Origin of the sequence: Bartonella heixiaziensis (assembly GCF_046245125.2) — a bacterium.
In the GTDB taxonomy this organism is placed as follows: domain Bacteria; phylum Pseudomonadota; class Alphaproteobacteria; order Rhizobiales; family Rhizobiaceae; genus Bartonella; species Bartonella heixiaziensis.
This window is the reverse complement of sequence record NZ_CP176404.1, coordinates 1-23,340: the sequence shown is the minus strand read 5'-3', so window position 1 is coordinate 23,340 and position 23,340 is coordinate 1. Positions and strand designations below refer to the sequence as shown.

The following is a 23,340-nucleotide window of genomic DNA, read 5'->3' as shown; positions in this document are numbered from 1 at the left end:
TGTCAGATGGATCACTCAACTTGGCTGAGCTCTCTCGTTAGGCGTAGTGCTTCTTCTGATTTTGGTTTCACAAAACGTCCAAGAAAGAGATAAACAACCGGCGTGACATAAAGAGTAAAAATAGTTGCTAAACCTAAACCGCCAACGATAACCCAACCTAAAGCTATACGTGCCTCTGCACCAGCACCTTTGGCTAAAACCAAAGGGATACCCCCTAAAATGGCACAAATCATCGTCATACAAACAGGACGAAGGCGAATATTCGCCGCTTCTTCTACAGCTTCACGCACGCTTTTCCCCTGATCACGTAACTGATCTGCAAATTCAACAATAAGAATACCATTTTTAGCCATAACCCCAACCAACAAAATTAAACCAATTTGACTGTAAATATTAAGACTAACTCCACTTAAAAGCATAGCAATGACAGCACAACCAATTCCTAATGGTACAGTCGCCATGATAATAAATCCTGAAACAAAACTTTCAAACTGTGCAGCCAAAACTAATAGAATAATGACAAAGGCAATTCCAAAAACAATCATAAAATTGGAAGATGTTTCATCAAGTGTAGCAGCTTCCCCTAAAGGAACAATATAATTTCCTTCTGACAACAAAGGAGCAGCAATTTTCTGCACAGTCTGATAAGCGCTTCCTAAAACAACACCTGGAGCAAGATTTGCACTTAAAATAACGGCATTCATGCGTTTCTCTCGTTTTAACTGAGGTGCAATGGCTTTTTCATGCAAGTTCGCAATAACCGATAAAGGAACATATTGATTGCCTTTGGTTTTTAAAAAAATATTTTCCAAATCATGGGGATTATTAATAGGATTCTTACGCGAGGTTAATTTAACATCATAAGAATGGTCATCCACATAAACGGAACCAATTTTTTTCCCATCTAACATTGCTTGTAGTGTATTGCCCAAATTGGTGATATCAATTCCCAAATCAGAGGCTTTTTCTCGATTAATTTCAATAAAAAATTGTGGTTGTGTTGCATCAACAGTAAGCCGTGGACGAATGAAATGCGGATCAGCTTGCAAAGCACTCACAAGCTTATCAGCAATTGGCTGTAATTTTGTGTAATCATTTCCAAGAATTGCAAATTGTAATCCCTGACCGGTTCCTCTAACACCTAAAGAATTTCCCTGCGCAGCAAACACAAAAACTGCTGGGAACTGTCTTACCTTTGCATTAACATCTTCCACGATCTCTTGTTGACTACGCAAGCGCTTTTCCCAAGAGGAAAGTAACAAAATCAAAAAAGCGGTATTGGATGAACCGCCGATACCAGCAATAGAGTAACTGTTCGCAATCTCTCCAGAATCACGTAAGGGCTGTAAACTCGCTTCAATTTGCTCTACCTGCTCATTCAGATATTGTGTTGAAATACCCTGTGGTCCATTAATGACTAAAAAGATAAAAGCTCTGTCTTCTGCTGGAGTCAATTCCTGCTGTAATTTCATATAGCCTCCAACACAAAGACCCGCGAAAATAAGTGAAGAAAAGACAACAGTCCAAGGTCTTCCTAAACATTTATGCAAACTATAAGCATACCACTTACTTAAGAAAGAACCCAATTTATTCAGAAAAGTAAAATGATGCGCCTCTTTCTCATTGTCTTCAATATGTTCCTTGAGAAAGCGTGAGGCCAACATAGGACAAAGTGTTAAAGCAACAATCGAAGAAAGCAGAATAGAAATTGCCAACACAAAACCAAATTCTCTAAAAAGTGATCCAACTTGTCCAGGAAGGAAAGAAATCGGCACAAAAACAGCAACGAGAGTCAATGTAGTTGCTAAAACAGCAAAAAAAACTTCCCGTGTTCCGATCACCGCCGCCGACCGAGGACCTAACCCCATATTACGCCACCGAACAATATTCTCAAGAACAACAATCGCATCATCCACCACAAGCCCTGTTGCTAAAACAAGCCCTAAAAAAGTGAGAATATTCAATGAAAACCCTACAAGATAAATAGCAGCAATTGTACCAATTAAAGCAACAGGAATAGATAAAGCGGGAATAAGCGTTACACGAATATCTCTCAGAAAAAGGAAAATAACCAAGATAACACTGAGAACAGCAATAACCAATGCAACCTCAACCTCATGAAGTGCACCCTTAATGAAAATAGCATCATCACTAATAACACTTATATGCACTGAAGAAGGAACAACACTTTTTAGATGACCAAGAACCTCTCGAACACCTTGAGAAATATTAAGAGTATTTGATTGTGCTTTACGTACAATCCCCAATCCAATTCCAGTCTTTCCGTTGATACGAAGAATAACGGTTTCTACATCAGGTGATAAAGTAACTTGTGCGACATCACCAAGATGCACATGAGGTTTTAAGACAACTTGTTCAAAAGCTTCTGGTGTTGTTAAACGCGCGGTAGCACGTACAATCAAAGTTTGCTTAGAATTGCGTAATGACCCCACCGGCACGTCCGTTGTCATATCAGCTAGAACACGTGAAATATCCGCCACAGTCAATCCGTAGCTCGCAAGTTTTGCTTGATCAACATCAACCTGAAAAATCTTCGTGCGAGCACTATCAACCTGTACATCACCAACACCATCAACAGCAGAGATTGCATCAACAATTTGATCATTTACGACCATTGTTAAATCATCAACACTCATCGTTGGTGAAGTCACAACCAAATACATCATTGCAGCAGCATTTGAATCTGCTTTAATGATCAGAGGTGTATCGGCATTTTTTGGTAAAGAATAGGCAATGCGAGAGAGAGCATCGCGAATATCAGATGCTGCAACATTCAAATCAACACCGACATTAAAGTTAACCTCTACACGAGAACGACCAAAAGAAGAAGTTGAAGAAATTGTTTTCACACCTGAAACACGAGAAACGGCATCTTCTATAATTTTCGTAACTTCACGATCAATTGTTTCCGCTGATGCTCCGGCAAAAGCTGTTACAATTGTCGTCACAGGAGTATCAACATCCGGTAGTTCACGGACATCAACGTTTAGCCATGCAGCAATCCCTGCAATCACAATCATAGCATTCAAAACAAAGGTAAAAACTGGCCTGCGAATAAATAAGGCGATCATACCACCTTGCTCAGCCTGTGTTATAGGCTGTTTCGTGTTAAATTCCTGACTCATTATACATCCTGCCCACGAAGTGCTGATACTTGCTGTTGAGGAGACTTTGGATCATCAATAGCAACCTTACTGCCCGGATGAAGCATTTGTACGCCCTGAATGACAACTTGATCACCATTTTCTAAGGGCGCTTTCACAAATATCTGATCTTCTTTATGCTGAATAATCGATACTGAAATGGGCTCTACCTCACCTTCCCTCAAACGCCAAACGAATGATCCTCTACTGTTCCATTGAATGGCAAGAGGATTAACGACAGGGAAAGAATCACCCCTAAATTGAAATGCGACAGAAAAAGACATACCAGACATGAGGGTCTCTTTTTCATTCTTAATTTCAACTTGAACATGAATTGTACGGCTTTCTAGATCAACGATATTATCAATCGCATAAATCTTGCCAACAAAAGTCCTCTCTGGCTGCGTCGTTAATGTTGCAGTCACTTTATCCCCTTTATGAAGGCGTGACACATATCGTTCAGGAACCCATACATCAACTAAAATTCGTTCTCTATTCTCAATCCGGCCTATTACAGTGTTAGGAGTAATAGCATTGCCCTTATCAATGAGTAGAATACCGACAACTCCGCTGATCGGTGCACGAATTATTCGCCGATCAAGATCTAACTCAGCATTACGCAAAACTAAATTTGCGTTATCCAACTCTAAGCGTGCGGTAATTTCTTGAACCTCTGTTGCTGTATTACTGGCACGTAATTTTATAATACGCGAAAGTGTTAATGCGCTATTATCGCGTTGTACTTTTGCTTTTGCAGCGGCTATTTCCTCCTTTTTAGAATCAAGCTTTGCAATTAAATCACCTACTTGCACTTTTGTGCCAGCTGACACAAAAAGCTTATCAACAACACCAGATGACCAAGGTGTCAACTCCACCGAAGCCAATGCTCTTCCACTACCAAGCGTATTCAGATTTTCATAAAAATCTTGGATTTTAACAAGATCAACAACAACATTTGTTGGTGGACTTCCCCTTGATGCTTTTGATGTTTTATGCGATGCATTTGTTGTTTTCTCAACTATAGGAATAAGCCGTTCTGAATTATGCTTTCCCTCCCAATAAGCAACCATAAGAATGAAACCGAAAAACACCGGTGGAAAGATCTTTTTTAACAACCCCATACATCTATCCTTGCTGCGTCATTAATATTCAAATTTGTCTGAAACAGTCTTAAAAACGAACATCCGAGTTTCATACAAAAATCGAATTGCAGGTCAGGTAGTGTATTTTATTCCCCACTGCAAAAAACTATCTCATCTCTATACTTGATTAACTCTCGCAGATTAAAGCGTCAAGTTAACTATCGTTCATATTGAATTGCACTGTCAAAACAACAAACAATCTCGCATATAAAAATCTAACCAAATCCCAAAATATGCTGTACTCTTTAAAAAGTGCATCATAAACGAGAAGTGATAAATTTTTCATTTTTACCAAGTTTCACTTGCAATTTCTCAATGAAACGATTAGGAACCCTTTGTCTAAATAATATGAAAATTAAAAATTTTTGCACCCGTAGCTCAGCTGGATAGAGCACCAGACTACGAATCTGGGGGTCAGGAGTTCGAATCTCTTCGGGTGCGCCACACTTTTATCTCTCAAACCTAAATCCTCTCACTGCTTGTAATCCTTCAGAACATCAAATGCGGTGCGTTGTATAAAATTTGGACAGTTTCAATATTTTATTCTATTAAAAAAATGCTTCTGAACCTCTCGCTCATCATCTGTCTGTTTCTTCAATAAAATCCAATAGCAATACATTCTTCCTTCTCATCCAACTTCCGTATTCTTTCTTGCTCAGTAATAATCGACTTTTATGGTATTTTACCTTATTTTTATGTGCTATGGGTTCTATTGCCCTATGATAGTCTCCACCCTAAATATCAACAAAACTAAGTTTAAAGAATTTTCTCATGCTTAAAACAGATATTGAAATTGCTCGCACTGCTCAGAAACAACACATCACCGAAATTGCACAAAAAATTGGTATTGCACATGAAAATCTCATTCCTTATGGACATGACAAAGCTAAAATTTCTTCTGCATACATAAAATCGCTCAATAAAAATCCAGATGGTAAACTCATCCTTGTCACTGCTATCAATCCAACCCCTGCCGGAGAAGGAAAAACAACAACAACTGTTGGACTGTGTGATGCTCTTAATCTCATTGGGAAAAAAACTATAGCCGCCTTGAGAGAACCGTCTTTAGGTCCCTGTTTTGGTATAAAAGGTGGTGCTGCTGGAGGTGGTTATGCCCAAGTCGTACCGATGGATGATCTTAATTTGCATTTTACCGGTGATTTTCATGCCATTACAGCTGCTCATAATCTTCTTGCCGCAATGATTGATAATCATATCTACTGGGGAAACACTCTGAATATTGATCCACGCCGCGTTGTTTGGAAGCGAGTCCTTGACATGAATGACCGTGCATTGCGCGATATTGTTATTTCATTGGGCAACGTAACCAACGGTTTTCCACGTCAAACAGGTTTTGATATTACTGTTGCATCAGAAATTATGGCTATTTTTTGTCTTGCTAAAAATATAGAAAATCTTACACAAAGACTCAAAAAGATTATTGTTGCCTATCGGTATGATAAAACGCCCGTAACAGTTGCTGATCTCAAAGCAGAAGGTGCAATGACAGTTCTTCTCAAAGATGCCATGCAACCCAATCTCGTACAAACAATTGAAAATAACCCTGTTCTTGTCCACGGAGGACCTTTTGCTAACATTGCTCATGGCTGTAATTCAGTTATAGCAACAAAAACTGCCTTAAAACTCGCCGATTATGTTGTCACGGAAGCAGGATTTGGAGCCGATCTTGGAGCAGAAAAATTCTTCAACATTAAATGTCGACAAGCGGGTATTGCACCAGATGCTACAGTGATTGTCGCAACAATTCGCGCATTAAAAATGAATGGTGGTGTGAATAAAAATAACCTCAAAGAAGAGAATATCACCGCTTTACAAAAAGGGGCTTCCAATCTTTTGCGACATATCCAGAATATGAAACATTATGGCATCCCCTGTGTTATCGCTATCAATCATTTTGATACCGATAGCGATGCAGAAATAAGCACGTTACAAAAAATAATTGCAACAACCGGACACAAAGCTTTTCTCTGCAAACATTGGAAACAAGGTGGAAAAGGTGCCATAGAACTTGCACAAGAACTTGTTACCTTAATTGAAGAAAAAGATTCCCATTTCAAAGTTCTGTATCAAGATGATCTGCCACTCGTTGAAAAAATTAATTCTATTATAACAAACCTATATGGTGGACGTGGCGCTATCATCCCTGCCCCTATTCTCAAGCAGCTTGAATGTTGGGAAAAAGAAGGGTGCGGTGCATACCCTATTTGTATGGCGAAAACACCCTATTCTTTTTCTTCTGATCCCACACAATACGGTGCTCCTGTTGATTTTGAAATACCTATACGAGAAGTTCGGCTCTTAGCGGGTGCAGGCTTTATTGTCGTCATTTGCGGAGATGTCATGACTATGCCCGGCTTACCGCATTACCCTATCGCTGAAAAAATTTATCTTGATGGAAATGATGAAATTCAAGGACTTTCATAAGATCAGACCTGTGAGCTCAATCAATTATAAAAACTTCCTCACAGCAAAAAGAATAGAATTTTAAAAAGCGATATAGACAAACGCCTTATTTGTGTGATATGTGTGCGTATATTATATGTATGATATACGTATGTATGGTATCCTTTTAGGTATCTATTTAAAAGGGACTGGGTTTTTTCCTAATTATTTATGACACTGAAACAAAGCAGGATAAATAGTGCAAGTACTCGTTCGTGATAATAATGTTGATCAAGCGCTGCGTGCGCTTAAGAAAAAGATGCAACGTGAAGGCATCTTCCGTGAAATGAAAATGCGTGGATATTATGAAAAGCCATCGGAGAAGCGTGCGCGGGAGAAGGCAGAAGCTATTCGTCGTACACGTAAGCTTGCTCGTAAGCGTGCGCAAAGGGAAGGCCTTGTGAGCAATGGTCGTGCTGCTGCTGTAAGATAGTGTGTTTTGTACTTTTGTTGGTGTGTTATTGTTATAAAAGCGCGTTGGCGATAGTACAAAATGTCCTAGTATGCTTGTGTCTCTGTGGCGCTGTCAGTGTTTTTTTTGCTTTTGGTTTCCTTTTTTCGGTGTTGTTTGATGTATCTGTCATCTGAAAGGGTGGTTGATTCTCTTTCTAAGTCATTAGAAGGTATTTTCTCTTAGCCACTTCAAGCGTAAAATATAAACCATCACTTGAAAGCGTTCAGAGCATCTCTGATGGCGCGAGATGTATTGCTTGTAGAGCATTCTGTTGTTGTCTCTCAATACATTTTTTCTTTGCGCGCCAATCAATCCTGTAGATTTTTCTATCTAGATCAGAAATCTGATATCTTTCAAGTTCTCTGTTTACATCAGATTACAAAGCACATATTATTGTCATAATACGCGGATAGTTGTTACCCCCGCTCCCCCAAAAAAACAGATGATAGATATAATACCTTATCTACTACTATCTCTCATACACAAACCAACACAGCTTGCAAAACACTCAATCATCTCAATATTTATCTCAAGCATACAACGGCATGAAAACTGGATATTGATTTACAAGAACACTCTCTCAATAAAGTGATCACAAGAAATTCAAATTTTTGTCTTACTATTTCGTTATTCTTATAACAATTTTTTCATTGTTTAGATCTCTTTAACTAGCGATATGCCATAGCTTTGAATAATTCTCGATCCTATCTTCCAGATCTTAAATTGCCAATATATAGAAATGAAAAGATAAAGGGGTTAAGTGTGCAACATTCTATTTTGTTTCAATTTTCAGTTCTTACGTCATGTTTCTTAATAGCAGGAATTTTTGTATTCAGCTCTCCTCGTTTTTTGCACGCACAAACATCCAATCAAAATTTAGGGCAAAATCTAGGACCAAGTGGTTTACCCCTCCCGCGATTTGCTTCGATTAAACCTACCCGTGTTAATGTGCGCGTTGGACCAGGAAGCAATTATTCTGTCGTCTTTACTTACAAAAAGCAGGGCTTGCCCATTGAAATCATCCAAGAATACGATCAATGGCGTAAAATTCGTGATGCAGAAGGCGATGAAGGATGGGTTTATCAATCGCTTTTATCTGGAAAGAGAACCGCTATAACTATTCCATGGCAAAAAGATAAAACAAAAAGGCTAATGCTACGTAAAAACCCCGCAGACAATGCAGAAGTTGTGGCAGAAGTAGAGCCTAATGTCATTGGTAACATTCGCCAATGCGACGGAAACTGGTGTGAACTAAACATTAATAATACGCGCGGATGGCTCCCGCAGCCCCACTTATGGGGAATCTACCCTGATGAAAAAATAAAAGGTTGGTAAATTTAAAAATCAACAAACTTTAATCTTTATTCCTTATTGAACTCTCTGAATCCCTACAATTAGCTCAGTTTTTGGGTTTCAACCGAACTATCAAATCAACATGCGAAATTTCCATACCCTCTGGTGGTTGAGGCAAATTTTCAATAATAGGAGCTTCTTTCAAATCGCAAGGAATATCAAGAATACGATTTTCGCCTTCTATATAAAAATGATAATGATCAGACGTATTTGTATCAAACCAAGTCTTCGAACCTTCCACGGCTATAATCCGTAACAATCCCGCTTCCGTAAATTGATGAAGCGTATTATAAACCGTTGCTAAAGACACAGGCACCCCTAACCTAATTGCCTCTTCATAGAGCTCTTCAGCAGCAATGTGACGATTGCCTTGAGAGAAAATCATATTAGCAAGCTCCAGCCGCTGGCGTGTCGGCCGCAAACCATTTTGACGCAAACGGTTTTCTAGCATAGATATGGAATGATAATGAACAGCCTCCCCACAGTCCTTCACGAACTGTTCCTCTTTTTCATCCAAACCTAAACTTCCTGCGCTTACTGACATGTTACAAACCACAACATATTTCCATTCAAACAATATTAAAATACGGAAAAATGGGGATATTATGATATAATTTTTTATTCCATTTTAAATAACCTACCATACAGAATACATAAAAAAGGGTTTTTGTCATTAAAAATGATATAAAATCATTTCCCTCTCCTTAAAATTTGCTCTAAAAGTAAGTTGGAGAAAAGCGCAGAAGTAAAAATGTATGCAAATAATATGGAGTAATAATGACTGAACAAAAGTCTCGCTACACTTATGAAGAGCTTCTAAGCTGCGCTCGCGGCGAAATGTTTGGTAAAGGTAATGCACAATTACCGGCACCACCTATGTTAATGATTCATCGAATCACCGAAATCAGTGAAACTGGCGGTGAATACAATAAAGGAACGGTTCGCGCCGAATTTGACATTACTCCAGATCTGTGGTTCTTTGACTGTCACTTTATAGGCGATCCCGTCATGCCAGGATGCCTCGGTCTAGACGGTATGTGGCAATTAACAGGTTTTTTTCTCGGTTGGCTAGGCGAACCAGGAAAAGGGAGAGCTATCTCAACAGGCGAAGTAAAATTATCAGGTATGGTTACTCCAAAAACTAAACTTCTTGAATATGGAATAGATTTTAAGCGTATCCGGCGTGGAAACTTAGTCTTAGGAATAGCTGATGGGTGGTTGAAAGCAGATGGAGAAGCCATCTATAAAGCGAGTGATTTACGCGTCGCTTTATTCAAAGAATAACTGAACATTATTTCCATCAGAAGAGACATTTTGTTATTCTGTATGAAAGAAGGAGGTGTAGATGCGTCGAGTTGTTATAACCGGAATGGGAATTGTCTCCGCGATTGGAAATAACCCTCAATCCGTTTTAACCAGTTTGTATGAAGCAAAATCTGGGATTTCTTACGCACCTCAGTATGCCGAATTAGGCTTTCGTAGCAGAGTTTACGGTAAACCTGATATTAATATAGAAGAATTTGTTGATCGCCGCGCTTTGCGTTTTCACGGACGTGGAACGGCTTGGAATCACATCGCCATGGATCAGGCAATTGCTGATGCGGGTCTAGAACCACATGAAGTATCGAATGAACACACGGGTATTATTATGGGCTCTGGGGGCGCTTCAACTCAGTCAATCGTTGAGGCTGCCGACATTACACGCCAAAAAGGTCCAAAACGCATCGGTCCTTTTGTTGTGCCTAAAGTGATGAGTTCTACAGCATCCGCAACACTTGCAACTTTTTTTAAAATTAAAGGCGTAAACTATTCAATCTCTTCCGCGTGTGCCACATCCAATCATTGTATCGGCAATGCTTATGAAACAATACAATATGGAAAGCAAGATCGCATCTTTGCTGGTGGTTGTGAAGATTTGGATTGGACATTATCTGTTTTATTCGATGCTATGGGTGCTATGTCCAGCAAATATAATGATGTACCAGAAAAAGCTTCGCGTGCTTATGACGCTAATCGTGATGGATTTGTTATTGCTGGTGGAGCTGGCGTTTTGGTTCTTGAAGAGCTAGAAGTCGCTAAAGCACGTGGTGCAAAAATCTATGGCGAAATTGTTGGTTATGGTGCTACATCCGATGGACACGATATGGTCTCTCCATCGGGTGAGGGAGCAGAGCGGTGCATGCGCATGGCACTTGCGACCGTAAAAAATAAGATTGATTATATCAATCCCCATGCAACAGCAACACCTGTCGGTGATCCCCCTGAAATAGAAGCGATCCGCCGGATCTTCGGAGCAGGTGATCAATGCCCACCAATTTCCGCCACAAAATCTTTGACTGGTCATTCCTTGGGTGCAGCTGGTGTTCAAGAAGCAATCTACACACTGTTAATGATGAAGCATAACTTTATTTGCGAGAGTGCTCATATTGAAGAACTTGATCCAGCTTTTGCTGATATGCCAATTGTTCGTAAACGCCGCGATCATCAACAACTTAATACTGTATTGTCAAATACATTTGGCTTTGGCGGTACCAATGCAACGCTCGTTTTCCAACGCTATGCATGAACAGGAGTTCTTAGCTAGTTGAAAAAAGTACGGTCTTACGGAGAATAATATGAAGGGTTTGATGGAGGGCAAACGTGGCCTTATTATGGGGGTTGCAAATGACCATTCAATTGCTTGGGGCATCGCGTGTCAACTAGCAGAAGCAGGAGCTGAATTAGCATTTACCTACCAAGGAGATGCATTTGGGAAACGTGTTCAACCACTAGCAGAAAAACTCGGATGCAAATTGGTGTTCGAGTGTGATGTTGAAAAAATCGAAAACGTTGATCATGTTTTTGAACAACTTGAAAAAAAATGGAAAACTATTGATTTCGTTGTTCATGCCATTGGTTTTTCAGATAAAAATCAACTAAAAGGACGTTATGTTGATGTCACAACACGAGAAAACTTTAAGCGTACAATGGTTATTTCAGCTTATTCCTTTACTGAAATTGCCCAACGCGCTGGTAAGCTTATGCCTAATGGAGGGACACTTTTAACACTCACTTATGGAGCTTCACAACAAGTTGTACCTAATTACAATATTATGGGTGTTGCTAAAGCTGCTTTAGAAGCTATGGTACGTTATTTAGCCGCAGACTTTGGGCCTCAAAATATTCGCGTTAATGCAATTTCAGCTGGTCCTGTTAGGACCTTAGCGGGAAATGGTATTGCAGCTGCACGAGCAATATTTTCATATCAACGCCGTAATGCACCACTACGCCGCACCGTAAACATTAATGAAATCGGAAAATCTGCTCTCTACTTACTTTCTGATTTATCATCAGGTGTTACTGGTGAAATTCATTATGTTGATTCAGGTTATAACATTATGTCTATGCCAGCACTTGAAGAGTTAAAAAAAAGTGATGAAACTCAGGGAGAATGATAATCCATAATACTTTGTAAAATGGTAAAATGATCATATATATTATTTTAGAAGTATATTAAGTAATTTCTCCTGATGGGATTACGTCCTTACGTTAAATAACACACCATTGTAGAGTACATTCACGTGTTTGTTTTAGGGAAACATCTCTTGTTGCTCTCAAGCCCCTTTTACTGTGACGTGCCCGCGAAGATATAACAGTTCGTTGAATACCATCATCTTTACACTTGTGAAGAAACAAGCAGACATCATTATTTCTATTTGCCAGCTCCAAATGTGCAACTGCTCTTGCGTTTAGACAATTCACAAGAAGCACCTTTGCGCCGCTCTTAAATGGTTTTTATCCATACACCAATTCCCATTTGAGATATATAAGCATGTAGTTTTATTGATTCAATAAGATTTGAAATGAGAAAATCATACGATTTTCGAATCTTTCATTTAATAAGAAAAATTATAAATTATCATTATAAATCAGTCTATTACCTAGCGCAAACAACACTTATAATTGTAAGAAATCGTCTGTTTTCAAAGATATGAGTTGATAATGACCAAGATTTTTATGCTCAAGCTATTCTGCATAAAAACTGACTCATATAATTTTTTAAAATGTTACCAGCTTACTAGTGATTAACGTAATTTATTTTAAGTTCCTGTCACTATAGTTATATTTCTCACATTTTTGGATGATTTAAAAACATACATGTATCATGTATTTCATCTTTGAGTGCACGGCTCAGTAATGTATTGGCTGCTTCGGATACACTTTTACCACAATAGAGAACGTGGTAGATTTGCTCTGTAATTGGCATTTCTACCCCGGTACGTTGTGCTAACATACGAACTTCCTTGGTATTTAAGTAGCCTTCAACAATTTGACCAATCTGTTTTTCCGCTTCTTTTATATCCATTCCTCGACCAAGCAGCATTCCAAAACGGCGATTGCGTGATTGATTATCAGTACATGTCAAAACTAAGTCTCCTAAGCCTGTCATTCCCATAAATGTGGAAAGTTCAGCGCCCATAGCGATACCTAAGCGACTAATTTCAGCTAATCCTCGTGTAATGAGAGCTATTCGAGCGTTCGCACCAAATCCCATACCATCGGATATTCCTGCACCAATAGCAATGACATTTTTGACTGCTCCACCCAATTGAACACCGATCATATCTTGGTTTTTATAAACTCTAACACTTTTATCACAATGGAAAAGTTGCTGTAGCTCTTCACCAAATTCAGCATCAGAAGCCGCTACCGTAATTGCCGTAGGCAAACCAATAGCAAGCTCTTTGGCAAAAGTTGGTCCAGAAAAAACAGCCAAAGGAATTTTATCACCTAAAATCTCGCGAGCAACTTCTTGTAGAAGGCGTCCCGTACCATGTTCTAAACCTTTCGTAACCCAAATAATGCGTGAATCTTGATCCAAATAAGGCTGAATATTGTACAACACCTGATGAAATACATGGCTTGGAATAGCAATTAATATATTACGACTTGCTGTTATTGCAGTTTCAAGTGAAGATTCAGGTGATAGATTATCAGGAAACCGAACATCGGGTAAAAATTCCTGATTGCAACGATGTTTCTGCAATTCTTTGATATGTTGAGGATCATAACCCCAAAGTAAAACACGATGTCCATTACGAGCTAGCGTAACAGCCAATGCTGTGCCATAAGAACCTGCACCAATAACTGCCATCGAAACGATATTCATTAAGTTTCCTGATGATTCCAAAAATTTTTGGTTTTAATTGTATGTTATTGTTTCAAACACCTATAAGTACGATATCTTTGATATAAACCCACTGAATCTGAAGTGCTTCCTGTCACAACTTCATACCCAGTAATATCAATGATCTTTTAAAGGTCCTTATGTTATATCCTAAACTGTATAAAAATCATTGCTTCTATGTTCTATAAATGACTGCCAACCTTGCATAAAATTAAAATTTCACTGAAGCATCCACGACTTTTCTTATAAAAATAAAAACAGACTCAAAATCGTGATGATAAATCCTTAAACGACTATTCTACCGAAACTCCCATGCTAACATTCGCTTTACGAAAGCTCACATACTTTAGCAATTGTCGCGCGAGAATTTCTTTGTACACCAACTACTCCACGGGAGTCTGAACATCTTGCATCTTTCCTATAGAATCCTGTGGATTTGGCACTTGCCCTACAGGCATTTCAGAGCCTGGAACCTGTCCCACAGAATCCTGTGGATTTGGCACCTGCCCTACAGGTATTTCAGAGCCTGGAACCTGTCCTACAGAATCATGTGGATTTGGCACCTGCCCTACAGGCATTTCAGAGCCTGGAATCTGTCCTACAGAATCATGTGGATTTGGCTCTTGCCCTACAGGCATTTCAGAGCCTGGAACCTGTCCCACAGAATCATGTGGATTTGGCTCTTGCCCTACAGGTATTTCAGAGCCTGGAACCTGTCCCACAGAATCATGTGGATTTGGCACCTGCCCTACAGGCATATTTTCGTCTGAAGATTGTTTCTCTGGCTCTTGTATATTTAATTTCCCAGACACTGAAGAACTTTCTTTACCTGATATTTCCGGCTCAATAACACGTCCTGAACCACCCATCATATTATAATTCAAATGTGAAATAGCCCACCAAGTACCCCCAATAATAATAAAAACGCAGATAGCTGCAAACCACAAGGCGCTTAAATTCCATTTGGCATCAGGACCAGAATTTAAATGCAAAAAGAAAACAATCTGCACGATAATCTGAATAATTGCCATTCCAATAAGATATGCAACCTTCGTGCTAATTGCCCAACTTTCCATCATTCCGTACATCACAGGAATAAAAGAGCCCAAAGTGAAAAATACAGCCAAAATAAAGCCAACTAAATAGGAACCAGTACTGGGACCATGTGTTTCGTTATGCACGCTCATTACAATGCTCCTAACAGATAAACCATGGTGAAAACACCAACCCATACAATATCAAGTAAATGCCAGAAAATTGAAAGACATGTCAAACGCGTTTTATTATCCTGATCTAAGCCATGACGACGAAGGTGAAAAAACATCACTATCATCCAGAGAAGACCAACACTTACATGAAGACCATGGGTACCAACCAAAGCAAAAAACGCTGACCAATATGCGGATAGAACTTCTCGTCCAAAAAGCTGTAAACCTGTTGTAGGATCAATACCAGCATAAGCATTAGGATCGTAATAGAATACCTCGTTCAAAAGTTCATGAAATTCGTAAATTTCCATTCCAATAAAGCAAAACCCAAGTACAAAGGTAATAGCCATCCATGAACGCACACCACTGATATTACCTTTATGCGCTTGTACCATGACAAATCCGTAAGTAATTGATGACAGCAATAAGATAGCAGTTTCAACCAAAACAAATTTTAAATCAATAAACTCATTGCCAGCTTTTCCTCCACCATAAGAAGCAGAAAAAACAGCAAAACTGGAAAAAAGCGTTGAGAACAGGATCAAATCCGAAAGAATATAAACCCAAAAACCAAATGTCATTATCGAACTACTGTCGTGATGATGCTCATCAATGTGAGTATCATTCATTGTCACCGCACTCATACTGTTACTCCTTGTTCTTTAAGAACAGCTGTAAAAGCGTCCTCTGTTTTTTGCACTTCTTCAGCTGGAATATAGTAGCCATGATGGTCACCTGTTAACGAATGACATACAATCGTTGCAACAAAACCAATCAATCCAATCGCAACAAGCCACCAAATATGCCAAACAAGGGCAAAACCAACAACCAGTGAAAAGAATCCTGCAATAATTCCAGCAGATGTATTTGATGGCATATGAATTTTTGCAAATCCACTTGTCGGACGCTGATAACCATTCTTCTTCATATTCCAATAAGCATCGTCAGATTGTACCTCTGGAAGTATTGCAAAATTGTAGGAAGGAGGCGGTGAAGAAATAGACCATTCAAGTGTCCGTGCATCACCCCAAGAATCATTTAATGTTACCGGTAAACGTCCCTTATGTTTGATACCGTACCAAATCGCCAAAACAACTTGCAGCACAAAACAAAGGATACCAAGCAAAATAATGAAAGCACCTAATGCAGCAATCATAAACATCGGTTGCCAACTAGGTTCCATGTAATGCTGAAGACGACGCGTCGCACCCATTAAACCAAGTGCATAGACTGGAAAAAAAGCAAGGTAAAAACCAATGAACCAACACCAGAAAGATGCAATACCCAATGCCCGATTTGGTTTATAACCAAAAACTTTTGGAAACCAAAAAGCAATCCCCGCTAAGTATGCAAAAACGACACCCCCAATAATTGTGTGGTGGAAATGCGCTACCAAAAACAGCGAATTATGAAACTGCCAATCAGCTGGCACGATAGACATCAAAACACCTGTCAACCCACCACCAACAAATGTAAAGATCATCCCCATGCACCACAGCATTGGAGGTTCAAAACGAATCCGACCTTTATACATGGTCAGCAACCAATTAAAGACTTTTACACCTGTTGGAACCGCAATTATCATCGTTGCAATACCAAAGAAGGTATTCACAGCTTCACCGCCACCCATTGTAAAAAAATGGTGTCCCCAAACAACAAGTGAGAGAATCAAAATAACCAACATTGCCCATACCATTGAAGTATAACCAAAGAGGCGTTTTGAAGAAAAAGTTGAGACAACCTCAGAAACAATCCCAAAAGCAGGAACAACCAAAACATAAACTTCAGGATGACCAAAAATCCAAACATAGTTAATCCACACCATTGGATTTCCACCACCAACATTGGTAAAGAAATTCATGCCCAAATAACGATCGCATGCCAAGAGTGCAAATGCTACAGTTAAGACAGGGTAAATAACTAAAATAAGGACATTGCTAACAAAAGCGCTCCAACAAAAGACGGGCATTCTCATCATCGTCATCCCAGGAGCACGCATTTTAATGATGGTCGCGACAAAATTGATCGCCCCCATTGTCGTCGCGATACCAGAAAGCTGAAGTGACCACAAATAATAATCTACTCCTGTATCTGGACTACCTTGCAACTCGGTGAAAGGTGGGTACATCAACCAACCACCACGACCAAAATTCCCAACACCTAGGGATATGTTAATCAATATTGCCCCTGCAGCAGTAATCCAAAACCCTAAATTATTCGCAAAAGGGAAGGCAACATCACGAGCACCAATTTGAAGCGGTATAAGATAATTGAAAAGGCCAAATAAAATAGGCGTAGCCATGAAGAAAATCATAATAGTGCCATGGGCTGAAAAAATCTGATCAAAATGATCGGGTGGCAAATACCCTGCCGATTCACTCCCAAGCGCCAAAGCTTGATGTGTTCGCATCATAATCGCATCAGCAAAACCACGAACAAGCATAATAATCCCAAGAACGATGTACATAATGCCGATGCGCTTATGGTCGACTGTCGTAATCCAATTTCGCCATAAAACTCCCCACCATCGAAGTGCTGTCAAAGCAATAACAGCAATTAAACCACCCACAACAATCGCAATACATGTGTACAAAACGATCGGCTCATGTGCAAGTGCATGAAAAGCACCAGCTGTAGGATCTGTAAGTCTTCCAAACATTTCTTAACCCATATCAAATGAAATTTCAGTTTAAAAGAAACCTTATTTTCAAAAGGATTCTCTCTCGATCGACACTCTAAATAACACCAGGATCAAAAACTGAACAAAGCGCACCCCACAGTGTCTGAGCCGCAGCACGCTTCATTAAATCTTCATTACATACCGTGTTTTCATCAACACATCGATTGACAACACGATAATAAAGCCGCTTCTCAACAGGTGCAAAATAACGTACTTCAGCATCCTTTTCCTTCGCAGCAATGTCACCCATACGAGGCGCAACGGAAAGCTGCCGATAAGACGCGCGATTAAGTATTTGACCATTAGCCCGAACTTTAGCAATCCAACTATCAAAATCCTGCGAAGATACAGAATGCCACTGAAACCGCATACCTGCAAAACCATCACCGCTGTAATTGGCCGAGCTTCCTTTGAATACTCCTTGTTCTTCAGCTACCAAATGCAACTTAGCATTCATCTGCGGCATAGCATAAAGAACTGTGCCCAGTTTCGGCACCCAAAAAGCATTAACAGAACTCTCTGATGTCAACTGCAATAAAACCTGACGACCCTCAGGCGCATAAATTTCATTGATTGATGCAACATTGTACTCTGGATAAATAAAGAGCCATTTCCAATCGAGAGCTACAACATCGACTTGCAATGGTTTCTCTTCACCAACAACTTCCACAGGAAGCGAATTCGTGGGTTCAAGTTTATAGGTATAATAGGCGGTTAACGAACCTAAAACCATTACGATTACAATTGGAATGCCCCACATAAACGCTTCAATTTTATTGGAATGCCCCCAATCAGGCAAATACTCTTGTGCCGTATTCGATGCATGATATTTGATGGCTAAAAATACCACACTCACCATTACCGGAATGACAACACAAAGCATAACAAGCACACAAATAACAATCAAAATGAGCTGTTGACGCGCAACATACCCCGATGGCTGAAGAACATCAATTTTACAACCAGACAAAAGCAGTGCAATTCCTAGAATCGCAAGCATCTCTAATTGTCTAACAAAGCTTCTCATCTTCACCTACCCCCGTCATACACACTGGAAGTTGCAATAAATACAATAATGTCATCTTACTTACCCGAAAAATAATTATCAAGTAAATTCAATGCCCATATTACTCTTATCCAACGTTTGCTTTTTATTCATTATAATTAAATCGCTTAGCAATATATTCAAGCGCAAACCAATATCCTTCACTCCCACAGCCTGTAATGACTGCGTCCACACCCAAAGATGTATAAGAATGGTGACGAAAAGCTTCACGTTGATAAATATTAGATAAATGAACCTCTACTTTTGTCCCTGAAAACATTTTTAATGCATCAAGAATTGCAACAGACGTATGGCTATAAGCAGCTGGATTTATGATCAAACCAGCACTCATTCCAATTGCTGCCTGTATCCATTCTACCAACTGCCCCTCACAATTACTTTGATGGAAATGCACTATTACGCCAAGCTTCTTTGCCCATTCCCTACAAAATTGTTCAATATTTTCCAAAGTTTCAGTGCCATAAATTTCTGGTTCACGTTTACCCAGAAAATTTAAATTAGGACCATTTAAAACCGTTATAATTTTGGACATAACATGCCTCTTCTTCTCGATCATCACATTATAAAAAAACTTTTAGCATGTTTTTTACTGCAACAAACTTCCATCTTTAATCTCAAAAAACTCTGCTCGTCCTTTCAACGCGTCAAATAAAATAGGATCTGTTCCTGTCATAAATGTTTGCCCCCCTAAATCATCAAGAATATCAAATAAAGCAGCACGCCGATGAGAATCAAGATGAGCAGCTATTTCATCAAGAAGAAGAATAGGTGCCCTCTCTGAGATCATACCTGTTAAACACGCATGACACAAAACCAAACCAGTCAATAAAGCTTTTTGCTCACCTGTAGAACAAGATGCGGCTCCCATATTTTTATCAGCATAAAAAACCTGTAAATCTGTGCGATGAGGTCCTTCTAATGTCCGCCCAGCAGCGCGATCTATTGCACGGTTATGCCGCAACCGATCACAAAATTTCTCTTCAACCTCAATCGCCGATGTTTTACTCAGAGCTGTTTCTACAAAACCATCAACTTGCAAAAAAGCTCGCGGAAAAGGTGTGTGAACTGGCATTTGTGCAAACATGCCATTTAAAAGTCGAATAACATCAATACGCGCCGCAGCAATAGCCGTTGCCAATTCTGCCATTTGTTTTTCTAAAGCATCAAACCAAACACGATCTTCATTTCCATCTAAAAACAAACGATTACGGGCACGCATAACCCTATCATAATCGGTTATGCGACGACCATGCAAAGGATCAATAGCCAAAACCATGCGATCCAAAAAACGTCGACGCTCAAGCGAAGGTCCAGTAAAAAGCCCATCCATAGAAGGAGTCAAAATACTCATATGACAATAATCTGTTAAGCAATCACCTGTCTCATTCACACCATTAATATGTACTTTTCGACTGTTATTGCCAATCTCCAAAGCTGTACCAATATTCACTTCACCATACAAAGCACATTGAAGACGAGCAAACACAACAAATCCACCATTTCCACCATCTGCAAAGCTGATATCAGAATAAGCCGCACGCCGTAAACCACGACCAGGAGAAAGAAAAGACAATGCTTCTAAAAGATTAGTCTTACCAGCACCGTTATGGCCAGTAAAAACCACATGCTGTCCTGAAAAATGAATATTAAAGGAAGAATAATTGCGATAACGCACAAGCTTTAGCTGCCTTACTGTCACTTTGTGCACATGACCAGCTATGCATTGCAAAACACTCGTTCCTAAACGCGAATAGGCATCAGCACATAAAGCGCATCCGCATCATCATTATCACGAATGAGAGCTGGAGCTCCAGCTTCGGCCAGCATAAAAACCATCTCATCGCTCGAAAGTTGCCCAGCAATATCCAAAAGATAACGCGAATTAAACCCTATCTCAAGCGGATCAGATGTGTAAGTGACTGCTAATTGATCTTCTGCACTCCCAGAATCAGGATTATTAACAACAAGCTTTAATTGCCCCTGCTCAATCATTAACTTCACTGCACGCCCGCGATCAATTGAAATCGTAGAAACACGATCAACGGCAGAAGAAAAATCCTGCCTGTTGACAACCAATTTTTTATCGTTTGCAAGAGGGATAACACGTTGATACTCTGGAAATGTTCCATCAATTAACTTTGATGTAAAAACCACAGAACCTATAGAAAAACGAATTTTTGTTTCTGAAAGCTCTACACACACAGCATCATCAATTTCTTCAGAAAGAAGCTTTTGCAACTCTCCTACAGTTTTACGAGGAACAATGACACCTGGCATCCCTTCAACCCCTGAAGGAGCCTCCATATCAACTTGTGCTAAACGATGACCATCGGTGGCAACTAAACGCAGCTTGAGAATACCATCATCGACAATATGAAAATAAATACCATTAAGATAATAACGGGTTTCTTCAGTAGAAATAGCAAACTGCGTACAATCAAGCAAATGCTTCAAGGCTGACGCTGGTAGAGAAAAACGGTAACCAAATTGCCCCGGAAGCGATTCTGGAAAATCTATTTTGGGAAGACACTGAAGTTGGAAGTTAGCACGACCAGAAACAACAGACATTGTACTCGCCTGATTCATATCAACTGATAATACAATCTCACTGCCATCAGGAAGTTTACGAACTATGTCATATAGCAAATGTGCTGGAACAGTTATTGCTCCAGCGTGTTCTATATTAGCCATAAAAGATTCTGTAATTTCTAAGTCAAGGTCTGTTGCTTTTAATTGCACACCATCCTTGTCTGCATCAATCAATACATTTGATAGTATAGGAACAGTATTACGACGCTCAACCACACGGTGAACACGACCAAGAGACTTGAAAAGTTGATTGCGATCAACTGTAATACGCATAAAAATCCCCATTATAATTTATAAAGAATTATAGGAATTCTCTAGATTGAAAATAAGTGACCACATTAAAGAATCACCTGCCGGAGTTTATTCAACCTCCCTTAAAATGGCAAGTGACTCCTGTATAAGCAAAATAGCTCTCACTGTTAATTCCTTTTCAATACTTTCGATAAACAGTGGGAAAACTTGTAAAATGTTATGCAGCCTGTTCCCCAATCAAACGCTTAAGCAACTCAAGCTCTTTGGCCAAGGTCTGATCATCACAAACCAAATCTTCAATTTTACGGACAGCATGTAAAACTGTCGTGTGATCACGTCCTCCAAAACGACGTCCAATCTCTGGCAATGAGCGAGGTGTTAACATTTTTGCCAAATACATTGCAACTTGTCGCGGCTTCACGACTGTACGCGTCCGACGATTAGACAATAAATCTTGCTTAGAAACATTATAATGGCGGGCAACCGTACGCTGAATTTCTTCAATCCGAATACGCTTAGCTTCACCTGAACGAGTTAAATGACCTAACAATTCATCAATCCGCTCTAAAGACAAATCAGACTCAAAAGACTGACGGAACAACAACTGATTAAACGCTCCTTCAATATCACGTCCCGATCCTAAAACCGTTTTAGCAATATACTCCAAAACTTCATCAGAAATTATCACCATATTATCATCTTGTTGCGCCACCTTTAATCGTTGGCGCAACATTTTCAAACGCATTTCATAGTCTGGTGATTCAATTTCAAGGGCAACCCCCCCCTGAAGTCGAGACCGAACGCGAAGATCTAGTGATTCTAATTCTGCTGGTGGACGATCGGCAGCTACAACAACTTGCTTTGCACTATCAAGCAACATGTTGAGCAAATGACAAAATTCGTTTTGTATCGACTTCCCTTGCAAAAATTGCATATCATCAATAATCAAAAGATCAATATCACGAAGCTGCTCTTTAAAAGAAAGGGCATCATTATCGCGAATAGCTGTCGCAAAACGCCACATGAAATATTCAGCAGTCAAATAAATAACCCGCGCAGGCGTTAAACGTTTCAATGAGGCAGCTGCAACAGCTTGAAGCAAATGCGTTTTTCCTAAACCAACAGACGCGTGAATAAAAAGAGGATTAAAACGCAAAGCACTTTTATGCCCCTCTGCAATCGAACGCGCTGCCGCTAAAGCAACGCGATTAGAAGAGCCCTCAACAAAGTTTTCAAAAGTATAACGAGAATCAAGTGGCGAACCAAAAACCCCTGCTTCAACACCCTTTGCTGAATGCTCTGTACAACTCTCAACAAAAGATGGAACTGTTTGCTCTTCCAGAACAACAGGAGCTGTATTCGTCCTGCAAACTACACCTTTTGAAACGCGCTTCATACCACGAACAATAACTTCAACGCGAAGAATCGCTGAATTCTCTTGTTTCCATAAATTGTTCAAAAGAGAACCATAGTGATTATTAATCCACGAACGTAAAAATGCCGTAGGAACAGAGAGCTTTACAAGATTACGGCTATATTCAGCAAGTTTTAAACGACCAAACCAGCTTGTATAAGCCTCGATCCCCACCTGCGCCTTTAATTGAGCCATTACACGGGCAAAAGCCGCCGCACTTTCCTCCTCTGAGAGAACTAAATGCCCTACAGAAACATTTTCATCAACTAATCCACCACTATCCGTCATCTCACTCTTTATTATTCTCTCTGCCGACAGGATATTCACCGAAACCCTTTTAAAGGAACTAGCTTTAGAGTTCAATTTATCCACAATCTTCCATCCCGAT

The 23,340-nt window shown here is 39.7% G+C and carries 18 protein-coding genes and 1 tRNA gene; 7 read left to right on the top strand and 12 right to left on the bottom strand.

Annotated elements, in window-relative coordinates:
- Positions 1–11 precede the first annotated feature (11 nt).
- Complete coding sequence (locus ACKC4Y_RS00095) at positions 12–3,146, bottom strand: efflux RND transporter permease subunit (protein ID WP_409361428.1); 3,135 nt, start codon at positions 3,144–3,146, stop codon at positions 12–14.
- Entirely contained in the window at positions 3,146–4,285 is a 1,140-nt protein-coding gene (locus ACKC4Y_RS00090; protein WP_409361427.1) for an efflux RND transporter periplasmic adaptor subunit, read from the bottom strand. Before ACKC4Y_RS00090 ends, ACKC4Y_RS00095 begins: the two co-directional genes overlap by 1 nt.
- A gap of 388 nt (positions 4,286–4,673) precedes the next feature.
- On the opposite strand from ACKC4Y_RS00090, the gene ACKC4Y_RS00085 reads away from it, so the two are divergent.
- From ACKC4Y_RS00085 to ACKC4Y_RS00070, 4 genes are all read left to right on the top strand, one after another.
- Positions 4,674–4,750 (top strand) — tRNA-Arg (locus ACKC4Y_RS00085).
- 327 nt (positions 4,751–5,077) lie between these two features.
- Positions 5,078–6,751 (top strand): formate--tetrahydrofolate ligase, encoded by a 1,674-nt coding sequence (locus ACKC4Y_RS00080; RefSeq protein WP_409361426.1) that lies wholly within the window; start codon positions 5,078–5,080, stop codon positions 6,749–6,751.
- 217 nt (positions 6,752–6,968) lie between these two features.
- Positions 6,969–7,202, top strand: a complete 234-nt coding sequence (gene rpsU / locus ACKC4Y_RS00075) for a 30S ribosomal protein S21 (RefSeq protein ID WP_409361425.1) — start codon at positions 6,969–6,971, stop codon at positions 7,200–7,202.
- Positions 7,203–7,985: 783 nt separating this feature from the next.
- Complete coding sequence (locus ACKC4Y_RS00070) at positions 7,986–8,558, top strand: SH3 domain-containing protein (protein ID WP_409361424.1); 573 nt, start codon at positions 7,986–7,988, stop codon at positions 8,556–8,558.
- Between the two features lie 64 nt (positions 8,559–8,622).
- On the opposite strand, the gene irrA is transcribed toward ACKC4Y_RS00070, so the two are convergent.
- On the bottom strand, positions 8,623–9,120 hold the full coding sequence (irrA, locus tag ACKC4Y_RS00065; RefSeq protein ID WP_409361423.1) for an iron response transcriptional regulator IrrA: 498 nt from the start codon (positions 9,118–9,120) through the stop codon (positions 8,623–8,625).
- Between the two features lie 233 nt (positions 9,121–9,353).
- Between irrA and fabA the strand changes: the two genes are divergently transcribed.
- The 3 genes from fabA to fabI all read left to right on the top strand — a co-directional run bounded on the left by fabA (position 9,354) and on the right by fabI (position 12,010).
- Entirely contained in the window at positions 9,354–9,860 is a 507-nt protein-coding gene (gene fabA / locus ACKC4Y_RS00060; protein ID WP_409361422.1) for a 3-hydroxyacyl-[acyl-carrier-protein] dehydratase FabA, read from the top strand.
- A gap of 61 nt (positions 9,861–9,921) precedes the next feature.
- Entirely contained in the window at positions 9,922–11,142 is a 1,221-nt protein-coding gene (fabB, locus tag ACKC4Y_RS00055) for a beta-ketoacyl-ACP synthase I (RefSeq protein ID WP_409361421.1), read from the top strand.
- Positions 11,143–11,191: 49 nt separating this feature from the next.
- Positions 11,192–12,010 carry an enoyl-ACP reductase FabI gene (fabI, locus tag ACKC4Y_RS00050; RefSeq protein WP_409361420.1) on the top strand — a complete coding sequence of 273 codons (819 nt, stop codon included), beginning with the start codon at positions 11,192–11,194 and terminating at the stop codon, positions 12,008–12,010.
- Between the two features lie 674 nt (positions 12,011–12,684).
- Here fabI and gpsA read toward each other — a convergent pair.
- The 9 genes from gpsA to dnaA form a co-directional block, all read right to left on the bottom strand.
- Entirely contained in the window at positions 12,685–13,725 is a 1,041-nt protein-coding gene (gene gpsA, locus ACKC4Y_RS00045; protein ID WP_409361419.1) for an NAD(P)H-dependent glycerol-3-phosphate dehydrogenase, read from the bottom strand.
- A 401-nt stretch (positions 13,726–14,126) separates the two neighbouring features.
- Positions 14,127–14,930, bottom strand: coding sequence for a cytochrome o ubiquinol oxidase subunit IV (cyoD, locus tag ACKC4Y_RS00040; RefSeq protein WP_409361418.1), 804 nt, complete (start codon positions 14,928–14,930; stop codon positions 14,127–14,129).
- Entirely contained in the window at positions 14,930–15,595 is a 666-nt protein-coding gene (locus ACKC4Y_RS00035; RefSeq protein WP_409361417.1) for a cytochrome (ubi)quinol oxidase subunit III, read from the bottom strand. Before ACKC4Y_RS00035 ends, cyoD begins: the two co-directional genes overlap by 1 nt.
- Positions 15,592–17,610, bottom strand: coding sequence for a cytochrome o ubiquinol oxidase subunit I (gene cyoB / locus ACKC4Y_RS00030; protein WP_409361416.1), 2,019 nt, complete (start codon positions 17,608–17,610; stop codon positions 15,592–15,594). The genes ACKC4Y_RS00035 and cyoB overlap by 4 nt, the downstream gene beginning before the upstream one ends.
- 76 nt (positions 17,611–17,686) lie before the next feature.
- Positions 17,687–18,658, bottom strand: coding sequence for a ubiquinol oxidase subunit II (cyoA, locus tag ACKC4Y_RS00025; RefSeq protein ID WP_409361415.1), 972 nt, complete (start codon positions 18,656–18,658; stop codon positions 17,687–17,689).
- A 124-nt stretch (positions 18,659–18,782) separates the two neighbouring features.
- A complete protein-coding gene (aroQ, locus tag ACKC4Y_RS00020) occupies positions 18,783–19,229 on the bottom strand; it encodes a type II 3-dehydroquinate dehydratase (protein WP_409361414.1) in 447 nt (148 codons plus the stop codon).
- A 54-nt stretch (positions 19,230–19,283) separates the two neighbouring features.
- A complete protein-coding gene (gene recF, locus ACKC4Y_RS00015; RefSeq protein WP_409362186.1) occupies positions 19,284–20,417 on the bottom strand; it encodes a DNA replication/repair protein RecF in 1,134 nt (377 codons plus the stop codon).
- Positions 20,418–20,437: 20 nt separating this feature from the next.
- Positions 20,438–21,559 (bottom strand): DNA polymerase III subunit beta, encoded by a 1,122-nt coding sequence (gene dnaN, locus ACKC4Y_RS00010; protein ID WP_409361413.1) that lies wholly within the window; start codon positions 21,557–21,559, stop codon positions 20,438–20,440.
- Between the two features lie 196 nt (positions 21,560–21,755).
- The gene (dnaA, locus tag ACKC4Y_RS00005) at positions 21,756–23,327 is read right to left on the bottom strand and encodes a chromosomal replication initiator protein DnaA (RefSeq protein ID WP_409362185.1); all 1,572 of its coding nucleotides are present in this window, start codon (positions 23,325–23,327) and stop codon (positions 21,756–21,758) included.
- Between the last annotated feature and the right edge of the window lie 13 nt (positions 23,328–23,340).